General features: G+C 63.6%; 17 protein-coding genes. 9 read left to right on the top strand and 8 right to left on the bottom strand.

Going from position 1 to position 17,716, the window contains the following annotated elements; translation table 11 throughout:
* Positions 1-76: 76 nt before the first annotated feature.
* Positions 77-1,588 (bottom strand): histidine--tRNA ligase, encoded by a 1,512-nt coding sequence (hisS, locus tag FJ434_RS17185; protein ID WP_140748384.1) that lies wholly within the window; start codon positions 1,586-1,588, stop codon positions 77-79.
* Between the two features lie 237 nt (positions 1,589-1,825).
* On the opposite strand from hisS, the gene FJ434_RS17180 reads away from it, so the two are divergent.
* Positions 1,826-2,077: a hypothetical protein gene (locus tag FJ434_RS17180; RefSeq protein ID WP_140748381.1), complete on the top strand. Its 252-nt coding sequence runs from the start codon at positions 1,826-1,828 to the stop codon at positions 2,075-2,077.
* Positions 2,078-2,088: 11 nt separating this feature from the next.
* On the opposite strand, the gene FJ434_RS17175 is transcribed toward FJ434_RS17180, so the two are convergent.
* On the bottom strand, positions 2,089-2,727 hold the full coding sequence (locus FJ434_RS17175; RefSeq protein WP_140748378.1) for a DNA-3-methyladenine glycosylase I: 639 nt from the start codon (positions 2,725-2,727) through the stop codon (positions 2,089-2,091).
* A 212-nt stretch (positions 2,728-2,939) separates the two neighbouring features.
* Between FJ434_RS17175 and FJ434_RS17170 the strand changes: the two genes are divergently transcribed.
* Together FJ434_RS17170 and FJ434_RS17165 are read left to right on the top strand one after the other, a co-directional pair.
* Positions 2,940-3,671: a L,D-transpeptidase gene (locus FJ434_RS17170; protein WP_140748375.1), complete on the top strand. Its 732-nt coding sequence runs from the start codon at positions 2,940-2,942 to the stop codon at positions 3,669-3,671.
* Positions 3,672-3,960: 289 nt separating this feature from the next.
* Entirely contained in the window at positions 3,961-4,881 is a 921-nt protein-coding gene (locus FJ434_RS17165; RefSeq protein WP_140748372.1) for a bifunctional 5,10-methylenetetrahydrofolate dehydrogenase/5,10-methenyltetrahydrofolate cyclohydrolase, read from the top strand.
* A gap of 12 nt (positions 4,882-4,893) precedes the next feature.
* Here the strand turns inward: FJ434_RS17165 and glcF are convergent, their stop codons facing one another.
* The 4 genes from glcF to FJ434_RS17145 all read right to left on the bottom strand — a co-directional run bounded on the left by glcF (position 4,894) and on the right by FJ434_RS17145 (position 10,476).
* Positions 4,894-6,219 (bottom strand): glycolate oxidase subunit GlcF, encoded by a 1,326-nt coding sequence (gene glcF / locus FJ434_RS17160; RefSeq protein ID WP_140748369.1) that lies wholly within the window; start codon positions 6,217-6,219, stop codon positions 4,894-4,896.
* A gap of 10 nt (positions 6,220-6,229) precedes the next feature.
* Positions 6,230-7,435: a glycolate oxidase subunit GlcE gene (gene glcE / locus FJ434_RS17155; protein WP_140748366.1), complete on the bottom strand. Its 1,206-nt coding sequence runs from the start codon at positions 7,433-7,435 to the stop codon at positions 6,230-6,232.
* Positions 7,436-7,501: 66 nt separating this feature from the next.
* Positions 7,502-8,998: an FAD-linked oxidase C-terminal domain-containing protein gene (locus FJ434_RS17150; RefSeq protein ID WP_140748363.1), complete on the bottom strand. Its 1,497-nt coding sequence runs from the start codon at positions 8,996-8,998 to the stop codon at positions 7,502-7,504.
* A 155-nt stretch (positions 8,999-9,153) separates the two neighbouring features.
* Positions 9,154-10,476, bottom strand: a complete 1,323-nt coding sequence (locus tag FJ434_RS17145) for a DUF3422 family protein (protein WP_140504586.1) — start codon at positions 10,474-10,476, stop codon at positions 9,154-9,156.
* A 207-nt stretch (positions 10,477-10,683) separates the two neighbouring features.
* Between FJ434_RS17145 and FJ434_RS17140 the strand changes: the two genes are divergently transcribed.
* Genes FJ434_RS17140 through FJ434_RS17130 form a run of 3 tightly spaced genes read left to right on the top strand, consistent with a single transcriptional unit; the run spans position 10,684 to position 13,457 of the window.
* Entirely contained in the window at positions 10,684-11,487 is an 804-nt protein-coding gene (locus FJ434_RS17140; RefSeq protein WP_140713508.1) for an FCD domain-containing protein, read from the top strand.
* Positions 11,488-11,512: 25 nt separating this feature from the next.
* Positions 11,513-12,649 (top strand): alpha-hydroxy acid oxidase, encoded by a 1,137-nt coding sequence (locus FJ434_RS17135; RefSeq protein WP_140748360.1) that lies wholly within the window; start codon positions 11,513-11,515, stop codon positions 12,647-12,649.
* A gap of 34 nt (positions 12,650-12,683) precedes the next feature.
* Positions 12,684-13,457: a metallophosphoesterase gene (locus tag FJ434_RS17130; RefSeq protein ID WP_140504591.1), complete on the top strand. Its 774-nt coding sequence runs from the start codon at positions 12,684-12,686 to the stop codon at positions 13,455-13,457.
* A 37-nt stretch (positions 13,458-13,494) separates the two neighbouring features.
* On the opposite strand, the gene FJ434_RS30495 is transcribed toward FJ434_RS17130, so the two are convergent.
* Positions 13,495-13,626 carry a hypothetical protein gene (locus FJ434_RS30495; RefSeq protein ID WP_013893872.1) on the bottom strand — a complete coding sequence of 44 codons (132 nt, stop codon included), beginning with the start codon at positions 13,624-13,626 and terminating at the stop codon, positions 13,495-13,497.
* Positions 13,627-13,948: 322 nt separating this feature from the next.
* Positions 13,949-14,647, bottom strand: coding sequence for a type 1 glutamine amidotransferase (locus FJ434_RS17120; RefSeq protein ID WP_140748357.1), 699 nt, complete (start codon positions 14,645-14,647; stop codon positions 13,949-13,951).
* Between the two features lie 86 nt (positions 14,648-14,733).
* Between FJ434_RS17120 and FJ434_RS17115 the strand changes: the two genes are divergently transcribed.
* The 3 genes from FJ434_RS17115 (at position 14,734) to FJ434_RS17105 (ending at position 17,665) form a co-directional block, all read left to right on the top strand.
* Positions 14,734-15,381, top strand: a complete 648-nt coding sequence (locus FJ434_RS17115; protein WP_140748354.1) for a hypothetical protein — start codon at positions 14,734-14,736, stop codon at positions 15,379-15,381.
* Positions 15,382-15,412: 31 nt separating this feature from the next.
* Entirely contained in the window at positions 15,413-16,147 is a 735-nt protein-coding gene (locus FJ434_RS17110) for a 16S rRNA (uracil(1498)-N(3))-methyltransferase (protein ID WP_140504773.1), read from the top strand.
* A 144-nt stretch (positions 16,148-16,291) separates the two neighbouring features.
* Positions 16,292-17,665 carry a glutamate--cysteine ligase gene (locus tag FJ434_RS17105; protein ID WP_140748351.1) on the top strand — a complete coding sequence of 458 codons (1,374 nt, stop codon included), beginning with the start codon at positions 16,292-16,294 and terminating at the stop codon, positions 17,663-17,665.
* Positions 17,666-17,716: the final 51 nt, after the last annotated feature.

The following is a 17,716-nucleotide window of genomic DNA, read 5'->3' as shown; positions in this document are numbered from 1 at the left end:
GTGGTTGGCGAAGGCATGCGCGACATCCGATCTCCCCCCTTGCGGGGGAGATGTCCGGCAGGACAGAGGGGGGTGTTCAAACGCCACCCTTCGCGCGATCGGCGGCCTGCGCCACCAAAATCTTCTGCACCTCGGCGACCAGTTCGCTTTCCGCCACCGTCACCTGCGCGGGGCGCGCGGCGCGCCATTCGGCATTGTCGGTGATCTCGGCGGACATGCGGGCGCCTTCGATCAGGTCCTTGATCTGCAATTCGCCTTTGGCGCGCTCGTCGCCGCCCTGGATGACGGCGATGGGACAACCGCGCCGGTCAGCATATTTGAGCTGCGCCTTCATGCCGGCGCCGCCGAGATACATTTCGGAGCGGATGCCCGCGGTACGCAATTGCGAGACCATCTTCTGGTAGCGGCCGAGACTTTCCGTGTCCTTGTCCATGACCAGCACGACAACCGGCGCGATCACGTCGGCGCTGTCGAGCTTGCCGAGGTTTTTCAGCGCCGTCATCAGCCGGGAGACGCCGATGGAAAAACCGGTCGCCGGCACCGGCTCGCCACGGAAGCGAGAGACCAGGCCGTCATAGCGGCCACCGCCGCCGACCGAGCCGAAGCGCACGATCTGGCCGTCCTCATTGGGGATTTCGGCCAGGAGCTCGGCCTCGTAGACCGGGCCGGTGTAATATTCGAGGCCGCGCACGACGGAAAAATCGATCCTCACTCTGGAATCGTCATATCCACCAGCCACCAACAATTCCTTGACCTCGGCCAGTTCTGAAAATCCCTGAACGAGCTTGTCGTTTTCCGGGAATATTTGGTCAATCATGGCGAGCGTCCCCCGCTCTCCGATCTGCGCCATTTGCAGATATTGCAAAACCTGATCGACCTGCTGCTCGGCCAATCCTGCGCCCTTGGTAAAATCGCCGCTCTCGTCCAGACGGCCGTTGCCGAGCAGGTCGCGCACACCTTCCGGCCCGAGCTTGTCGAGCTTGTCGATGGCACGCAGCACCGTCAGCCTGCGCCCGACATTCTCGTCACCGCCAAGTCCGATCGCCTCCAGCACGCCGTCCAGCACCTTGCGGTTGTTGACGCGAATGACGTAGTCGCCGCGCTTGATACCGAGCGCTTCCATGACGTCGGCCATCATCATCGCCATCTCCGCGTCCGCCGCCACGCCTGGCGTGCCGATCGTATCGGCGTCGAACTGCATGAACTGGCGAAAGCGGCCAGGGCCGGGCTTTTCGTTGCGAAACACCCAGCCGGAACGGTAGCTGCGATAGGGTTTTGGCAGGCGTTCGAAATTTTCGGCGACGAAGCGCGCGGTCGGCGCGGTCAGGTCGTAGCGCAGCGACAGCCACTGGTCGTCGTCGTCCTGGAAAGAGAACACGCCTTCATTCGGCCGGTCCTGGTCGGGCAGGAATTTGCCCAACGCATCGGTATATTCGATCAGCGGCTGGTCGGCCGGTTCGAAGCCGTAGAGCTCATAAACCGAGCGGATCGTCGCCATCATCTTCTCGACGGCGCGAATGTCCTCGGCGCTGCGGTCGGCAAAACCGCGCGGCAGCCGCGCTTTCGTCTTTTCCGATTTGTCGGCCATGAGATGAGTCTTTTTGCTGGGTAAAGGATGACTTATTTTCGAGTGCGCGTGTCCTAGCCGAAGCAGCTTTGTGCGGCAAGGGTTGGCACTTCTGCCTTCTCCCGCTGCGGGAAAAGGGAAGAGGCGCCAATATTTGAAACAAAACGCAGCAAAAATGAAACAATGGCGCCATCAGCCCGGCATCGTGCCGACACAATCGCGGCCGACATAGCATACCGACACGAAGGGGTTCGGGACATGACCAGCGCAACGACATTCCAGGCCAACAGCGAAGCCGGTGAATTGCCGGCACGTCTGCGCCCGGCGGGCATTCATGCACCGAAAATGATTGGCCAGGCGGCCGGACCGTTCGATGTACCGGCCGACACCGGCAAGGATCCTTCCCTGCGCGACGCCTTGGTGACGGGCCTGCTGGTGATCTATCCGACAGTGGCTGCCGTGGCGGCGATCGTCGCCGGGCTGTTCCTGGCCGGTGCCAACGGCACCTGAACTGCCCGTAGCTATTTCGGCCATTTGAAAGCCTTCCGTTCCTTCTCGACCTCCTTGCGGCATACACACCCCTCGAGATGATCGTTGACCATGCCCATGGCCTGCATGAAGGCGTAGACCGTGGTCGGGCCCACGAAGGTCCAGCCGCGCTTCTTCAGGTCCTTCGATATCCGCACGGAGACCGCGGTGGTCGGGTTGGCGCGCAGATGGGCGAGGTCGACGGTTTGCGGCCGTTCCTCCCTGCCGGGTTCGAACTTCCAAAACCAGGCGGCCAGGGAGCCGAACTCGTCGACCATTTCGCGGGCGCGTTTGGCATTGTTGATGGTCGAGACGATCTTGCCGCGATGGCGGATGATGCCGGCATTGCCGAGCAGGCGCTCGACGTCCCGTTCGGTGAAGGTGGCGACCTTGTCGAAGTCGAAGCCAGCGAAGGCCTCGCGAAAATTCTCCCGCTTGCGCAGAATGGTCAGCCACGACAGGCCCGACTGGAACCCTTCCAGGCAGATCTTCTCGAACAGCCTGCGGTCGTCGGCCACCGGCCGGCCCCATTCATGATCATGGTAACGCAGATAGTCGGGCAGATTGCCATGCCAGAAGCAGCGCGCGACACCGTCAGGACCGGCAAGCAGGCCGGTTTTTTCATTGTTCATCCTGAAAATTCCATCCGTTAACACGCTTCCACGCTGTCTTTACCGTGGCTTTACCAGATTCCTGAACCCGGCGGTAACCACACCAAAGGGTTTACTGACAGAACCGCATTTTACGCATTCCGATTCATGTTTCGGTTGCTGCTCGCCGCCAATGATCGCGCAAGCCGGGAGCGTTCTCGCCCGGTGTATTAGACGATCAAGGTGCGTTCCCGATGAAGAGAGTTCTGTTTCCCTTGCTCGGCGCCGTGGCTGTGTTTGCCGCCGGCGTCACACCCTCAACCGCCGGCGACCGCTATGCCGACAGACCGCCGGTGATGGTGAGCCCCGACCTTTCCGCGCCCTGGGTGCTGCAACTCGGCCATGCGCCGGGTATCGTTCGGCAGAACCGACAGGCCGCGCAGCCGCGCCAGCGCACCGCGCAGCCCGACCGCGTGCAGACGGCCGCCGTGCAGGCCCCGGCCAAACGCATGGTCATGCGCCCGCAGATCAATCCGGTCTACCTGCCGCAGGAAGTCGCCTATGAAGGCGCCCAGAAGCCGGGCACCATCGTCATCGATACCACGCAGAATTTCCTCTATCTGGTCGAGAAGAACGGCAAGGCGCGGCGTTACGGCGTCGGCACCGGCAAGCCCGGCTTCGAATGGTCGGGCACGCACAAGATCACCGACAAGCGCGTCTGGCCGGACTGGCGTCCGCCGGCGGAGATGATCAAGCGCGAGGCGGCCAAGGGCCGCTACCTGCCGACCTATCTGGCCGGCGGCATGGAAAACCCGCTCGGCGCGCGCGCGCTTTATCTCGGCACCACCGAGTACCGCATCCACGGCACTAACCAGCCCTGGACGATCGGCGGCGCGGTGTCGTCGGGCTGCATCCGCATGCGCAACGAGGATGTCGTCGACCTCTATGAACGGGTCAATGTCGGAACGACGGTCGAAGTGATATAGTGATAGCGAATCAGCCGGTTAAGCAGTGTTGAGCAGTTTTTGACGCACTGTTGCCCTCAAGTCATAGCGCACTTTTGGAAGACGTGCTTAGACTGGCAGCGAGTTAACGGGGGACGGGCCGTGTGGGGATGCGGCCAGTCACGAGAGGGCAGCGCGGGTAACCGGGCTGCCCTTTTCGTTTCACGGTGCGACAGGTCGCCCCGAAAGCACGGTGTTTCGTTTTCGGGGCTGATTTCCGGACCATGCTCTGCTATTGCAGTGCACAATTTCCCCACCAAAGGTTCGAACTATGTCCCCGTCCGACGACAGCCGCTATCTCAAGGGCGGGCCGGTTGCCCAGCGCATCATCGCCGCCGTGCGCGAGGACGCGGCCATTGCCAAGGCTGAGGGTTTCCCGCCCAAGCTGATCTCGATCACCGTCGGCGATACCGACGCGGTCGATGTCTATGTGCGCAACCAGCGTGCGAAGGCACAGCTCGCCGGCATCGATTTCGAGGAGCGGCGTTTTCCCGCCACCATCACCGCAGGTGAACTCGAAGCAGCCATCCACGGCCTGAATGCCGATCCGCGCGTCACCGGCATCATCATCCAGCGGCCGGTTCCCGCGCATATCCCGATCAAGACGCTGCAGGCGGCCGTGCATCCGCTGAAGGACGTCGAGGGCATGCACCCGGCCTCGATCGGCAACATCGTCTACAACCAGCTCGACCTCGCGCCCTGCACCGCGGCGGCCTCGGTCGAACTGCTCAAGGAAACCGGCCTTGATCTCAAGGGGCTTGAAGTGGTCATCGTCGGCCATTCGGAAATCGTCGGCAAGCCGATCGCTTTCCTTCTAATGAGCGAAGGCGCGACCGTGACGGTCTGCCATCACATGACGCGCTCGGTTGCCGCCCATGCGCGGCGCGCCGACGCGCTGTTCGTCGCCGTTGGCAAGCCCAGGCTGATCAGGGCCGACATGGTGAAACCAGGGGCGGCCGTCATCGATATCGGCATCAATTCCGAAATTGGGCCTGATGGCACGAGCCGCATTGTCGGCGACGTCGACACCGAAAGCGTACGCGAGGTTGCCTCCTGGATCACACCTGTGCCAGGCGGCGTCGGCCCGATCACGGTGGCGATCCTGCTGCGCAACACGATGGTGGCGCTCAGCCGCCAGCGCGCGCTTTATGAAGCTACCTACGGCACGGCGGGCAGGCTCGCGGCCGAGTAGCGGTGGGCCTACCTACTCCGCCGCCACCAAGCTTTCTTCCAGAACGCCTTCCGGCTTCGGCCCGCCATAAGCCCAGTCGAGCAGCTTGATCGTATGCACCACAGGCATCCTGGCGGTGGATGCGATCTGCGTGATGCAGCCGATATTGCCGGTGGCGACGATCGAGGCGCCCGTCGCCTCGATATTTTTCACTTTGCGATCGCGCAGCCTGGCCGAAATCTCGGATTGCAGGATGTTGTAGGTGCCGGCCGAGCCGCAACAGAGGTGCCCCTCGCGCGGCTCGCGCACGACGAAGCCGGCCTTGGCGAGCAGTTCCTTCGGCTGGCGGATGATCTTCTGCCCGTGCTGAATGGAGCAGGCTGAGTGATAGGCAACGACCGTGCCCGGCTTGCGCACCGGTTCAGGCAGATCGATGGCGGACAGATACTCGGTGATATCCTTGGCCAGCCCCGACACGCGCGCGGCCTTATCGGCATAGGCCGGATCGAGCCGCAGCATGAAGCCGTAATCCTTGATCGTCGTGCCGCAGCCCGACGCGGTGATGATGATGGCGTCGAGCCCGCCTTGCTCGATGGCGCGCGTCCAGGCATCGACATTCTGCCTGGCCGAGGCAAGGGCGGCTTCTTCCCGCCCCATGTGATGAACCAGTGCGCCGCAGCAGCCCTCGCCCGGCGGCACCACGACCTCGACGCCGAGCCGGGTCAGCAACGAGATGGTGGTGTCGTTGATGCCGGGATCAAGCACCGACTGCGCGCATCCGGTAAGGATGGCGACCCGGCCCTTTTTCGTCCCCTGCCCAGCATGGACGCCCGGCAAGGCCATCGGCGAGGCCGCCGGGATCGACGCCGGTGCGAGCTTGAGCATCGCGCCGAGAGGCTTCAGCGCCGGAATTTTTTCGAACAGATCGATGAAAGGCTTGCCCAGCCTGGCCAGCTTGAGCGCGGCGCGGAAGCGTTGGGGATAAGGCAGCACGAAGGCCAGCATGGCGCGGGTCAGCCGGTCGAGCAGCGGCCGCGTGTAAGTTTCCTGGATATGAGCGCGGGCATGGTCGACCAGGTGCATGTAGTTGACGCCCGACGGGCAGGTGGTCATGCAGGCGAGGCAGGACAGGCAGCGGTCGATATGGGTGACGATCTCCTTGTCGGCGGGACGGCCGTTCTCCAGCATGTCCTTGATCAGATAGATGCGCCCGCGCGGCGAATCGAGTTCGTTGCCAAGCGTCACATAGGTCGGGCAGGTGGCGGTGCAGAAGCCACAATGCACGCATTTGCGCAGGACCTTTTCGGACTCCGCGACATGCGGATCGGCAAGCTGGGCGGGCGAAAAATTGGTCTGCATCTCTGATGTCCTAGGCCAGGCGGCCGGGATTGAGGATGTTCTTCGGGTCGAATTCCTGCTTCAGCCGCTGGCTGAGCGCCGCCAATGCCGGCGCCTGCGGCTCGAACACCGGCAGAGCCGCCCGATGGGAAGGGGTAGCGCGCACCAGCGTCGCATGGCCGCCGCCATGTTTCCTCAGAAGCCCGCGCAGCAGAGCGGCTTCGGGATCGCCCTCCTCCATGCGCAGCCACACCAGCCCGCCCTGCCAGTCGTAGAAGGCGCTGACGGCGGCCTGCATGCGCAGCGTCAGAACCATCTGATGCCCCTGGGCGGGCATCATCGAGACCCGCCAGACCGGCTTCTCGCTGCCATCGACGAAGGGCCGGCAATCCCTCATATCGCGCCAGATTGCCTTGGAGGTCTCACTGGCAATCTCCTCCAGCGGCCCGGCCTTGCCGAGCAGTGTCCTCAGCGCGGCGATACGATAGGCGACGGAAGGACCAAAGCCCTCGACGCGCAGCAGCGTGGCGGCATCACTGCCGAGCGTGCCGCCGGCAACACGCGCGGCGATGCGCTCCGGCAGGTGGGCGGCACTCGACACTTCGGCGCTGGAACCAAGCGCCAAGGCCATGGCGGTGCAGGCGGCATCATCGAGCAGGCCACGAACGGCGAGCGTGACTTCGGTCTCGGCCGCTGGCAGCACCTTGAAGGTGACGTCGGTGAAGACGGCCAGCGTACCCCAGCTGTTGGCCATCAGCTTCGACAGATCGTAGCCGGTGACATTCTTGACCACGCGGCCGCCCGACTTGAAGGCTTCGCCCCGGCCGGAAACGACATTGATGCCCAGGATATGGTCGCGCGCGGCGCCCGCCTTCAGCCGGCGGGGACCGGACAGGTTGGCGCCGAGCACGCCGCCAATGGTGCCTTTGCCCGGCTCGCCACCGAGCAACGGGCCGTAGTCCATCGGCTCGAAGGCGAGCTGCTGGCCCTTTTCAGCCAGCAGCTTTTCGATCTCGGCCAGCGGCGTGCCTGATTTGGCCGACAGCACCAGTTCGGCGGGCTCATAGAGGGTCACGCCCGAGAGTTTCGACAGGTCGAGCGTGTGCTCGGTCTGCAACGGACGACCGATGCCGCGCTTGGAGCCGCGGCCAAGGATTTCGAGCGATATTTCCTCTGCCGCCGCCCAGGCAACGGTGGAGAGGACTTCATCTGAGGTGGTGGGGGTGAAGGTGGTCATATTCGCACCTGATTCCTCCCCCCGCTTTGCGGGGGCGAGGAACCCGAGTTCTGCGGCCCCATCATCTCAAAACCTCGGAATATCGGGAAATGCCATCTGGCCGCGGTGCACGTGCATGCGGCCGAGTTCAGCACAGCGACGCAGTTGCGGGAACACCTTTCCGGGATTGAGCAAATGGTTGGGGTCGAAAGCGCATTTGACGCGCATTTGCTGATCGAGGTCGACCTGGTTGAACATTTCCGGCATCAGGTCGCGCTTCTCGACCCCGACGCCATGTTCCCCGGTGAGCACGCCACCGACCTTGACGCAAAGCCGCAAAATGTCGGCGCCGAAGCTTTCCGCCTTGTCGAGTTCGCCCGGCACGTTGGCATCGTAAAGGATCAGCGGATGCAGATTGCCGTCGCCGGCGTGAAAGACATTGGCGACGCCGAGACCGTATTTTTCCGACAGCTCGCGCATGCCGGCCAGCACGCGCGGCAACTCCTTGCGTGGGATCGTGCCGTCCATGCAGTAATAGTCGGGCGAGATGCGGCCAACGGCGGGGAAGGCCGCCTTGCGGCCGGCCCAAAAACTCAGCCGCTCCTGCTCGGACTGCGAGATGCGGCACGTAGTCGAGCCGTTGCGGATGGCGATCGCCTCGACCGCGGTGATGAGATGATCGACCTCCACGCTCGGACCGTCGAGCTCGACGATCAGCAGCGCCTCGACATCGAGGGGATAGCCGGCATGGACAAAATCTTCCGCCGCATGGATCGCCGGCCGGTCCATCATTTCCATGCCGCCTGGAATGATGCCGGCGCCGATGATGTCGGCGACGCACTGGCCGCCCTGCTCGCTGGTCGGAAAGCCGATCAGCAGGGCGCGCGCCGTCTCCGGCTTCCTCAGGATGCGCACGGTGACCTCGGTGACGACGCCGAGCAGACCTTCCGAACCGGTCATGACGCCGAGCAGATCATAGCCCTCGGCGTCCAGGTGGCCGCCGCCGAGCCGCACCACCTCGCCATTCATCAGCACCATCTCGATGCCGAGCACATTGTTGGCGGTGAGGCCATATTTCAGGCAGTGCACGCCGCCGGAATTCTCCGCCACGTTGCCGCCGATCGAGCAGGCGATCTGGGAGGATGGATCGGGGGCATAGTAAAACCCGTCCTGCTCGACGGCGATGGTGATGCCGAGATTGGTGACGCCGGGCTGGGCGACGACGATACGGTTGGGATAATCGATCTCGAGGATGCGGTTGAACCTGCTCATGACGAGCAGCACCGCGTCCTCCAACGGCAGCGCGCCGCCCGACAGCGAGGTTCCGGATCCGCGCGGCACGACGCGAATGTTGCGGTCGTTGCAGTATTTCAGCACGCGCGAGACCTGCGCCACCGTCTCGGGCAGGACCACGATCAGTGGCACTTGCCGGTAGGCGGTCAGGCCATCGCTTTCGAAGGCTCGCATTTCGTTGGCGGCGTCGACCACGCCCTCGCCCGGCACGATGATGCGCATGTCGGCGACGATTTCGTTGCGCCGGCGCAGCGTCCCGGCGTCTGGCTTGGGCATGGCAAGGCCGGACATCGGCGCTTCCTCCACTCGACTGGTAAAAATGATTTACCAGCTAGCGGCATTTGTTGCAAACCCTGCTTTGGTGGCATCCGGGCGGCGAACGCGGGCAAAGCTTCCGCAGCGGCAATCTGCCGCTGCATTTCTATTGCGTTCGAAGCATGCGCGGACTATTCGCCCGGATGTTTCGCCGGCTCGGAATGCATCCGTCGCACCCTGCGCACGCCCCACCAGACCAGCAGGACGGCGAACGGCACCGAGGAGGCGGTGACGACCTCCGGCGCGAAGGTGTGGCCAAAAACCGATGCGCCCTTGGCGACATAGCCGATGAGGCCGACCACGTAATAGGAGACGGCGGCGACCGAGAGGCCTTCGACGGTCTGCTGCAGGCGCAGTTGCAGGCGGGCGCGGTTGTTCATCGAGGCGAGCAGGTCGCGGTTCTGCTTCTCGACCTCCACATCGACCCAGGTCCGCAGCAGCGTGGTGGCACGGGTCAGCTTCCGCGACAGATTGGCCTGGCGCTCCTCGACCGAGCGGCAGGTGCGCATGGCTGGCGCCATGCGCCGCAGCAGAAAGCCCGCCCAGGTGTCGTAGCCCTGGACAGGCTCCTCATCCAACGCCTCCAGCCTTTCCGTGACGATGCCGTCATAGGCGCGGCTGGCGCCGAAGCGGTAGAGGCTGGAAGCGGCATCAGCCTCCAGTTCGGCGGCAAGCTCCGTCAGGCCGGCGAGCAGCGTCTGGTTGTCGCGCGTCTCGGCGACCTTCATTTCCAGCGTCGTCTGCGCCAAGCGGTCCTCGATGCGGCGAGCGCGGCCGGACAAGGTGAGCGCCAGCGGCAGGCCGAGCATGGCAAGCGTGCGGTAGGTTTCGATGTCGATCAGCCGCTGCGATAGCGCGCCGGTGCTGGCCGGAGTGAGACCACGGTCGAGCACCAGCATGCGGGTCATGCCGTCGCCGTCCTGGCGGAAGTCGGTGACGATCGCCGCGCTGCCGCGTTCGACCAGCGAGTGACAGAGGCTGGTCGGATCGAAGCCGGCGATCAGCCTCTCGTTCGCCTGCGTCCATTTGCGGATCTCGAGCCGGATACCCGAGATGACGGTTCCCGGCGGCGAAAAACCGTTGCCGAAGGGCGAATCCTCTTGCCCCCGGCCGTTCTCGGCCAACGGCCCTTCCCAGAGATAGGTCGAGAATTCCGTGTGCCGCTCCCAGCGCAGCGTGCCCTTGCCCCATTTCATGGCGTGGTGGCGGGCATGACGCTCGGGCGCGGCGATGCCGAGGCGGCGTGACAGTTCCGAAAGCACGGCATGGTCGACCGCGGAGCCGCCTTCGGTCATGAAGGAGAGTTGGACGAGCACGCGCGGCTTCTCGACCAGCGGATGCGGGCGGGCATGAACCTCGCCGAGCGCGCCGGGCCGGCCTTCATGCGCCGGAAAGCCCAGGACACTGCCTTGGCTGCGCGGCTGGAATTCAAGATTGGACGTCTCGTCCGACACGTCTGGTCCCCCTGGTTTCGACCCTTCGTGCAATGGCGTCCTCTTGCGGCAATCGGCGAGGGACGTAAACAGCAAAGTTTAGCCCGAGGCGATATGCCGGCGCGACGCGGAAATCGACCCGATGAGACGAATTGGATAAATAATTTGACCAGTTGGCGACGGAGGCATTAATCTGCGCGACATCATTCCGTTCTCCAGGCGCTTCCTTTGGGCGACATTTTCTCCAGGATCGAGCATTCGCGCACCGCCGACGAGGTGGTGCAGCAGATCGAAAGCCTAATTCTCGAAGGCGTGCTGCGCACCGGCGACCGGCTGCCCGGCGAGCGCGAGCTGGCACGCCAGTTCGATGTGTCGCGGCCCATTCTGCGCGATGCGCTGAAGGCGCTCGAAGGGCGCGGCCTGCTGTCGACACGTCCGGGCGGCGGTACCCACGTCGCCGACATTATCGGCCAGTTGTTCACCAAGCCGGTGGCGGACCTCATCTCGACGCATCGCAAGGCGGTGGCCGACTATCTGGAATACCGCCGCGAGATCGAAGGCATAGCCGCCGAATATGCGGCGCGGCGCGCCACACCCGAGGACCTTGCCCTACTCGACCGCATCATGGCACGCATGGACGAGGCGCATCGCACCGGCGACTTCGACGACGAAGCCGAGATCGACGTCGAATTCCATCATGCGATCTGCGAATGCGCGCACAACATCCTGCTCTTGCACACGCTGCGTTCCTGCTATCGGCTTTTGTCGGAAGGCGTGTTCCAGAACCGGCTGCTGGTGTTCACAGTGCCCGGCGCGCGCGAGGCGCTGCTGGCGCAGCACCGGGCGATCCACACCGCGGTCAAGGCCGGCGATCCGGCCGGCGCCCGCCAGGCGGCAATGGACCACATGACCTATGTCGAGCGTTCGATGGCGGAAGCCGAGCGCAGCGGCGACTGGCAACGCGTGTCGCGGCTGAGGCTGAGGCAGCGTTCGGAAGCCGGCGACAGCGAACCAGCGCGCAGGCGCTCCTAGTCAATTCGACCAAGCGGGGACCATCATGAGCGAAATTCTCACCATCGCAGACCTCAAGGATCTCGCGCGCCGGCGCGTGCCCAAGATGTTCTTCGACTATGCCGACTCAGGCGCCTGGACCGAGAGCACCTACCGCGCGAACGAGGAAGACTTCCAGAAGATCAAGTTCCGCCAGCGCGTGCTGGTCGACATGAGCAACCGCTCACTGGAAACGACCATGATCGGCCAGAAAGTGTCGATGCCGGTAGCGCTGGCGCCGACCGGCCTGACCGGCATGCAGCATGCCGACGGCGAGATGCTGGCAGCGCAGGCGGCAGAGGAATTCGGCGTGCCGTTCACGCTCTCGACGATGAGCATCTGCTCGATCGAGGATGTCGCTTCGGTGACAAAGAAACCGTTCTGGTTCCAGCTCTATGTACTGCGCGACAAGGACTTCGTGCTCAATCTGATCGACAGGGCGAAGGCGGCGAAGTGCTCGGCCCTGGTGCTGACGCTCGACCTGCAGGTCCTCGGCCAGCGCCACAAGGATGTTCGCAACGGGCTTTCAGCGCCACCCAAGATGACGCTGGCCAACATAGCCAACATCGCGGTGCGGCCTAGCTGGTGGATGGGCATGGCTGGCACGAAGCGCCGTACCTTCCGCAATATCGTCGGCCATGCCAAGGGCGTCGGCGACGTGGCTTCGCTGTCGTCATGGACGACGGAGCAGTTCGATCCGCAACTATCGTGGAAGGACGTCGCCTGGATCAAGGAGCGCTGGGGCGGCAAGCTGATCCTCAAGGGCATTCTCGACAAGGAAGACGCACTGATGGCGGCCAAGACCGGCGCCGACGCGATCATCGTTTCGAACCATGGCGGGCGGCAGCTCGATGGCGCGTCATCGTCGATCATGGTGCTGGAGGAGATCGCCGATGCGGTTGGCGACAGAATAGAAGTGCATATGGACGGCGGCATCCGCTCCGGCCAGGACGTGTTGAAAGCGCTCTGCCTCGGCGCCAAGGGCACCTATATCGGCCGACCATTTCTTTACGGCCTGGGCGCGCTCGGCAAGGAAGGGGTTACCAAAGCGCTGGAAATCATCCGCAAGGAGATGGACATTACGCTGGCTCTGTGCGGAAAGCGTCTGGTCACCGACATGGGCAAGGACCAGCTCCGGCGCTAAGTCCGTGACATCTGACCACGGAGATATCAAGACCTTGGCGGAACCCGGCATCCATTTCCTCGACGCACGCGGGCCGGCCGGCGTGCGTCTCTACGCGATCGGCGACGTGCATGGCCGGCTCGACCTGCTGGCCGCCATGCACGGCCAGATCAAGGCCGAGATCGCGAAGGACCTGGTTGCGGACTGGCGCATCATCCATCTTGGCGACTATGTCGATCGCGGACCGGACTCCAAGGGCGTCATCAACTTTCTGATCGAAGCGCGCGAACGCGATCCGCGAAACATGATGCTGGTTGGCAACCACGACATCGGCTTTCTCGACTTTCTCAAGACACCCGATCCCGAAGGGCTCTTCATCCGCTTTGGCGGTATCCAGACCGCGCAGTCCTATGGGGTGACGATCAGCAACGGCAGCGGCGTTTGGTTCGGCAAGGCGGAATCAGCCATGCGCAAGGGCCACCAAGCCCTGCTCGAAGCCGTGCCGCAAAGCCATGTCGACTTCCTGCGATCGTTGCCGTTCTCGGTGACGTCAGGCGACTTCTTCTTCTGCCATGCCGGCATCAGGCCAGGCATTCCCCTGGACAATCAGAACCCGCAGGACCTGATCTGGATCCGCGATGTTTTCCACGACCACACCGGCCTCTTCGCCAAGGTCGTGGTGCACGGTCACACACCGGTCCCGGAGGCGGAAGTGATGGCCAACCGCGTCAATGTCGACACGCTTGCCTGGCAATCAGGCATGCTTACCGCGCTCGTTGTGGACGGCGTGGACAAACGCATCCTGGAAATGTCGATAAAAGAGCCTTGAGGGCCTCGGCGCCCGAGGGTGTGACGGATGCCCTGGCTTAGCGCAGGGAGGCGGTGACGCCGTAGCCGTCGACGGCGTTGTGGTTGTTGGCCGCATCGGCGGCATAGATACCAAGACCGCAAAGCACGATGGCGGACAACATGGCAAAGGACAGAAGCGCTGCTTTCACGGAGGTCATCTCTTGTTGAGCCTTCTGCATCTGTGCACGAGGCGGTTACCAATGCGTTGAAAAGGAAAAATCGCTTCAAAGTTTCGACGATTTCGCGCTTCTAGGCGTGTTCCGTATCGATGGTGTGTCGCGCGGGTCACACAAAAGGTTCATCCCGGTTGCACAGCCGACATAGAGCGCGCGCCTTCTAGGATGACGGCCGGACACAAGCCAAGGATGAAAGGGGTTTTCCCGGACGGATTCATGGCCGCGTGCCAATTATGTCACGCAGAACGCGAGGGATGGACGCTCAGGCTGTTTCGAAATTCGCTCTGACAGCCTCTCAGATCGTCGCCACCCAGGCACGGGCAATGGCGAGACCAGCAGCATCGGCGTCAGGGCCATTGCGGGCCATTTCGCCATCGAGCCTGCCGGCCCAGTCGGGATGGCGCGCGGCAATGATCGGCGCGAAGGAGGAGCTCCAGTCCTTCACCATCGGCCGGTCAGCTTCGAAGTGGAACTGGAAGCCGTAGACGGCGCGGCCGAGGCGAAACGCCTGGTTTTCGGCGACATCGTTGCCGGCGAGCCGCACGGCGTTTTCGGGCAGCACGAACGTGTCGTCGTGCCATTGGAAGATCGGGAACTTCTCCGGCAGCTCAGCCAGCACCGGATCGGCCTTGGCGTCAGGCGTCAGCGACACGCCGCGCCAGCCGAATTCATTGGCGCCGCCGATGCGGTTCTCGCCGCCAAAGGCACGGGCGACGAGTTGGCCGCCGAGGCAGATGCCGAGCACGGCGCGGTCCTTGCCGGCAAAATCGCGGGTCAGTTCGAGCAGCGCCGGAAAATAGGGATATTCTTCGTCGGCCAGCGCATTCTGGCCGCCGCCGAGCACCACCATGGCATCATGGCCGGTTGCGTCCTGTGGCAGCGGATCGCCCTTGTAGGGGAGGCGCACATCGAGATCGGCACCCGCTTCCGCCAGTGCCGCGCCGACCTGGCCGAGCCCGGTATTGTCGTAGTTCTGGACAACCAGCACACGCATCGAAAACCTGCTGACATGAAAAAGGTGCCGCGAGCGATATCATGACGCCGGCATTTCAGCCAAGATACGGGCGCGCGGAGAAAACTATGCCACTGCAGAACCGGGTCGATCCGTTCGGCGCCATCCACGCCGTGCCGGAGCGCGGCCTGTTCACCGGCAATCGCGGCATCATCCATGCCCCCGCGACAAAGACTCTCCTGAAAAAGCGCTGGGCGCTTCAGGCCTGGATCATCTGCGTGTGCCAATTCCGCAATGTGCGGCGCGAGCCGATGGGCCGCAACCGGGCCGGTGGCAAGGCCGGCTGGACCGAATTGTTCTTTCTCGACGAGGTGACGGCGCTCGCCGCCGGGCATCGCCCCTGCTTCTTTTGCCAGCGCGCACGGGCCAAGGATTTTGTCGGGCGTTTCGGCCAAGCCTTCGGTATTGCCGAGCCACGCGCGCCGCAGGTCGACAAGCGACTGCACACGGAGCGGCTGGCCTCGAGCGGCAAACGGCCTGTAGTCACAATGGACGCGCTTGCCCGCCTGCCCGATGGCGCGATGATCGCAGCTGGCGGCAACGCCTATGCCCTGCGCCATGGCAAGGCATTGCCATGGGCTTTTGCCGGATATGGCCCGCCGACCAGCCTTGATCGGTTCGAGGACAAGACGCTTGTGCTGCTGACCCCGGAAACGACGCTTGCCGTCCTGCGCCATGGCTTTCAACCCGTGTGGCATCCTTCCGCCAAGGCTTGACGCCGGCGGCCGCCTCGCCCATTCCTCGGCCATGCGCGCCAACTACAAGATGCAACGTCTGTTCGTGCCCGATGACCTCGGACCAGACATCGAGTTCGAACCCGGCCAGCAGCAGAGCCATTATCTCCTGCATGTGCTGCGGCTCGCCGAAGGCACCGAGATCCTTGTCTTCAATGGCCGCGACGGCGAGTGGTCGGCGGCGATATCAGCGAAATCAAAGCGGTCGGTGCGGCTGAAGGTACTGGCACCGCAAAGACCGCAGCCGCCTTTGCCCGATCTCATCTATTGTTTCGCACCGCTGAAGCAAGGCCGGCTCGATTATCTCGTGCAGAAGGCGGTCGAGATGGGCGCCGGCATCTTGCAGCCGGTCATCACCCAGCACACGCAGGTGGCAAAACCGTCGATCGATCGCCTGCGCGCCAATGTCGTCGAGGCCGCCGAACAATGCGGCATCCTGGCGGTGCCGGAGGTTCGCGAGGCGGAAAAATTCGAGCGCCTGCTGACCGGGTGGGACAAGGAAAGGCGGCTGATCTTCTGCGACGAGGACGCCTCGACCAACAACCCGTTGCCTGCCTTGCAGGCGGTAAAGGAGAAAAAGCTTGCCCTGCTGGTCGGACCTGAGGGCGGCTTTTCCGACGAGGAGCGTAAAATGTTGCGGGCGCTCCCCTTCGTGACCGCCATTCCGCTCGGGCCGCGTATCCTGCGCGCCGACACGGCGGCCGTGGCGGCGCTTGCGGCGATGCAGGCAACAATCGGCGACTGGTAGGACGTTGTCTCTCGCAAGAGGTGCTTGCGGGCAGTGGCCTTCAATTCCTCTTGACCTGTGGCTCAGGATTTTTCGCTTGATCGGCTACTGACATTTCGTCCATTTAGCGCCGGCGGTGGTCCAACCGCCTTTGAGGGCTTGACAATGGCGCGCGACACAACCGATTTCCGGCCCATCGAAGGCGTAGACGAGCTTATCGAGCACCTGGCCGAAGGCAACAAGCCGCGTGAAAAATGGCGCATCGGTACCGAGCACGAAAAATTCCCGTTCTATGTCGATGGCAACGCACCGGTGCCTTACGGCGGCGAGCGCGGCATCCGCGCCATCCTAGAAGGCATGCAGAACAAGCTGGGCTGGGATCCGATCATGGATGCCGGCCGCATCATCGGTCTGGTCGAGCCGACCGGCCAGGGCGCGATTTCGCTTGAGCCCGGCGGACAATTCGAGCTCTCCGGTGCGCCGCTGGAGTCCATCCACCAGACCTGCCGGGAAGGCAACGCCCACCTGGCGCAGGTGCGCGAGATCGCCGAGCCGATGGGCATCCGCTTCCTTGGCCTCGGCGGCAGCCCGAAATGGTCGCTGGCCGAGACGCCGAAAATGCCGAAGTCGCGCTATGAGATCATGACGCGCTACATGCCCAAGGTCGGCACCAAGGGCCTCGACATGATGTACCGCACCTGCACGATCCAGGTGAACCTCGACTTCGAGAGCGAGACCGACATGCGGCGCAAGATGCAGGTGTCGCTGAAATTGCAGCCGCTGTCGACGGCGCTGTTCGCCAACTCGCCCTTCACCGACAGCCGGCCGAACGGGCTGCAGAGCTGGCGCGGCGACATCTGGCGCGACACCGACAACCAGCGCTCCGGCCTGCTCGAATTCTGCTTCTCGCCGGATTTCGGCTTTGCCGACTACGTCGAATGGGCGCTCGACGTGCCGATGTATTTCGTCATTCGTGACGGCCACTATCACGACATGACGCACATCACCTTCCGCCAGTTCATGGCCGGGGCCGCGCGTAACGAAGTGCCGGACGGCCTGCCGACGATGGGCGACTGGGCGAACCATCTGTCGACTTTGTTCCCCGACGTTCGGCTGAAGCGTTTCCTGGAAATGCGCGGCGCCGATGGCGGTCCCTGGCGGCGTATCTGCGCGCTGCCGGCCTTCTGGGTCGGGCTGCTTTATGACGAGGCGGCACTCGACGCAGCCGAGGCGTTGACGTCGAGCTGGACCTACAAGGAAGTGCTGGCCATGCGCAACGCCGTGCCGGAGCTCGGTATTTCCGCACCCTTCCGCAACACCACGCTGCGCGAAATCGCGCGCGACGTCATGGCCATTTCGCGCACCGGGCTGAAGAACCGCGGCAAGAAGAATCGCGACGGCTACGACGAAACCTCGTTCCTCAACACGCTCGACGAGGTTGTGGCGCGCGGCACCACCAGCGCCGAGGAGATGCTGTCGGCCTATCACACGCGCTGGGGCGGCTCGATCGAGCCGGTATTCATGGAATATGCCTATTAACCCCTGGCATTGACGAGCGGCAAAAGCGGCTTCAATCGGGCATTGAAACGA

This window comes from Mesorhizobium sp. B2-5-13, from assembly GCF_006440535.1.
Taxonomy (GTDB): domain Bacteria; phylum Pseudomonadota; class Alphaproteobacteria; order Rhizobiales; family Rhizobiaceae; genus Mesorhizobium; species Mesorhizobium salmacidum.
Note: the sequence above shows the minus strand (reverse complement) of the source record. Positions and strands in the feature narration are given on the sequence as shown.

What these genes read in the sequence shown, in the direction of transcription:
- FJ434_RS17170 (WP_140748375.1), top strand. Translation starts at nt 2,940, where the DNA reads ATGAAGAGAGTTCTGTTTCCCTTGCTCGGCGCCGTGGCTGTGTTTGCC.
- FJ434_RS17110 (WP_140504773.1), top strand. Translation starts at nt 15,413, where the DNA reads ATGCGCGCCAACTACAAGATGCAACGTCTGTTCGTGCCCGATGACCTC.
- FJ434_RS17105 (WP_140748351.1), top strand. Translation starts at nt 16,292, where the DNA reads ATGGCGCGCGACACAACCGATTTCCGGCCCATCGAAGGCGTAGACGAG.
- FJ434_RS17180 (WP_140748381.1), top strand. Translation starts at nt 1,826, where the DNA reads ATGACCAGCGCAACGACATTCCAGGCCAACAGCGAAGCCGGTGAATTG.
- FJ434_RS17165 (WP_140748372.1), top strand. Translation starts at nt 3,961, where the DNA reads ATGTCCCCGTCCGACGACAGCCGCTATCTCAAGGGCGGGCCGGTTGCC.
- FJ434_RS17150 (WP_140748363.1), bottom strand. Translation starts at nt 8,998, where the DNA reads ATGTCCGGCCTTGCCATGCCCAAGCCAGACGCCGGGACGCTGCGCCGG.
- FJ434_RS17115 (WP_140748354.1), top strand. Translation starts at nt 14,734, where the DNA reads ATGCCACTGCAGAACCGGGTCGATCCGTTCGGCGCCATCCACGCCGTG.
- glcF (WP_140748369.1), bottom strand. Translation starts at nt 6,219, where the DNA reads ATGCAGACCAATTTTTCGCCCGCCCAGCTTGCCGATCCGCATGTCGCG.
- glcE (WP_140748366.1), bottom strand. Translation starts at nt 7,435, where the DNA reads ATGACCACCTTCACCCCCACCACCTCAGATGAAGTCCTCTCCACCGTT.
- FJ434_RS17175 (WP_140748378.1), bottom strand. Translation starts at nt 2,727, where the DNA reads ATGAACAATGAAAAAACCGGCCTGCTTGCCGGTCCTGACGGTGTCGCG.
- FJ434_RS17120 (WP_140748357.1), bottom strand. Translation starts at nt 14,647, where the DNA reads ATGCGTGTGCTGGTTGTCCAGAACTACGACAATACCGGGCTCGGCCAG.
- hisS (WP_140748384.1), bottom strand. Translation starts at nt 1,588, where the DNA reads ATGGCCGACAAATCGGAAAAGACGAAAGCGCGGCTGCCGCGCGGTTTT.
- FJ434_RS17135 (WP_140748360.1), top strand. Translation starts at nt 11,513, where the DNA reads ATGAGCGAAATTCTCACCATCGCAGACCTCAAGGATCTCGCGCGCCGG.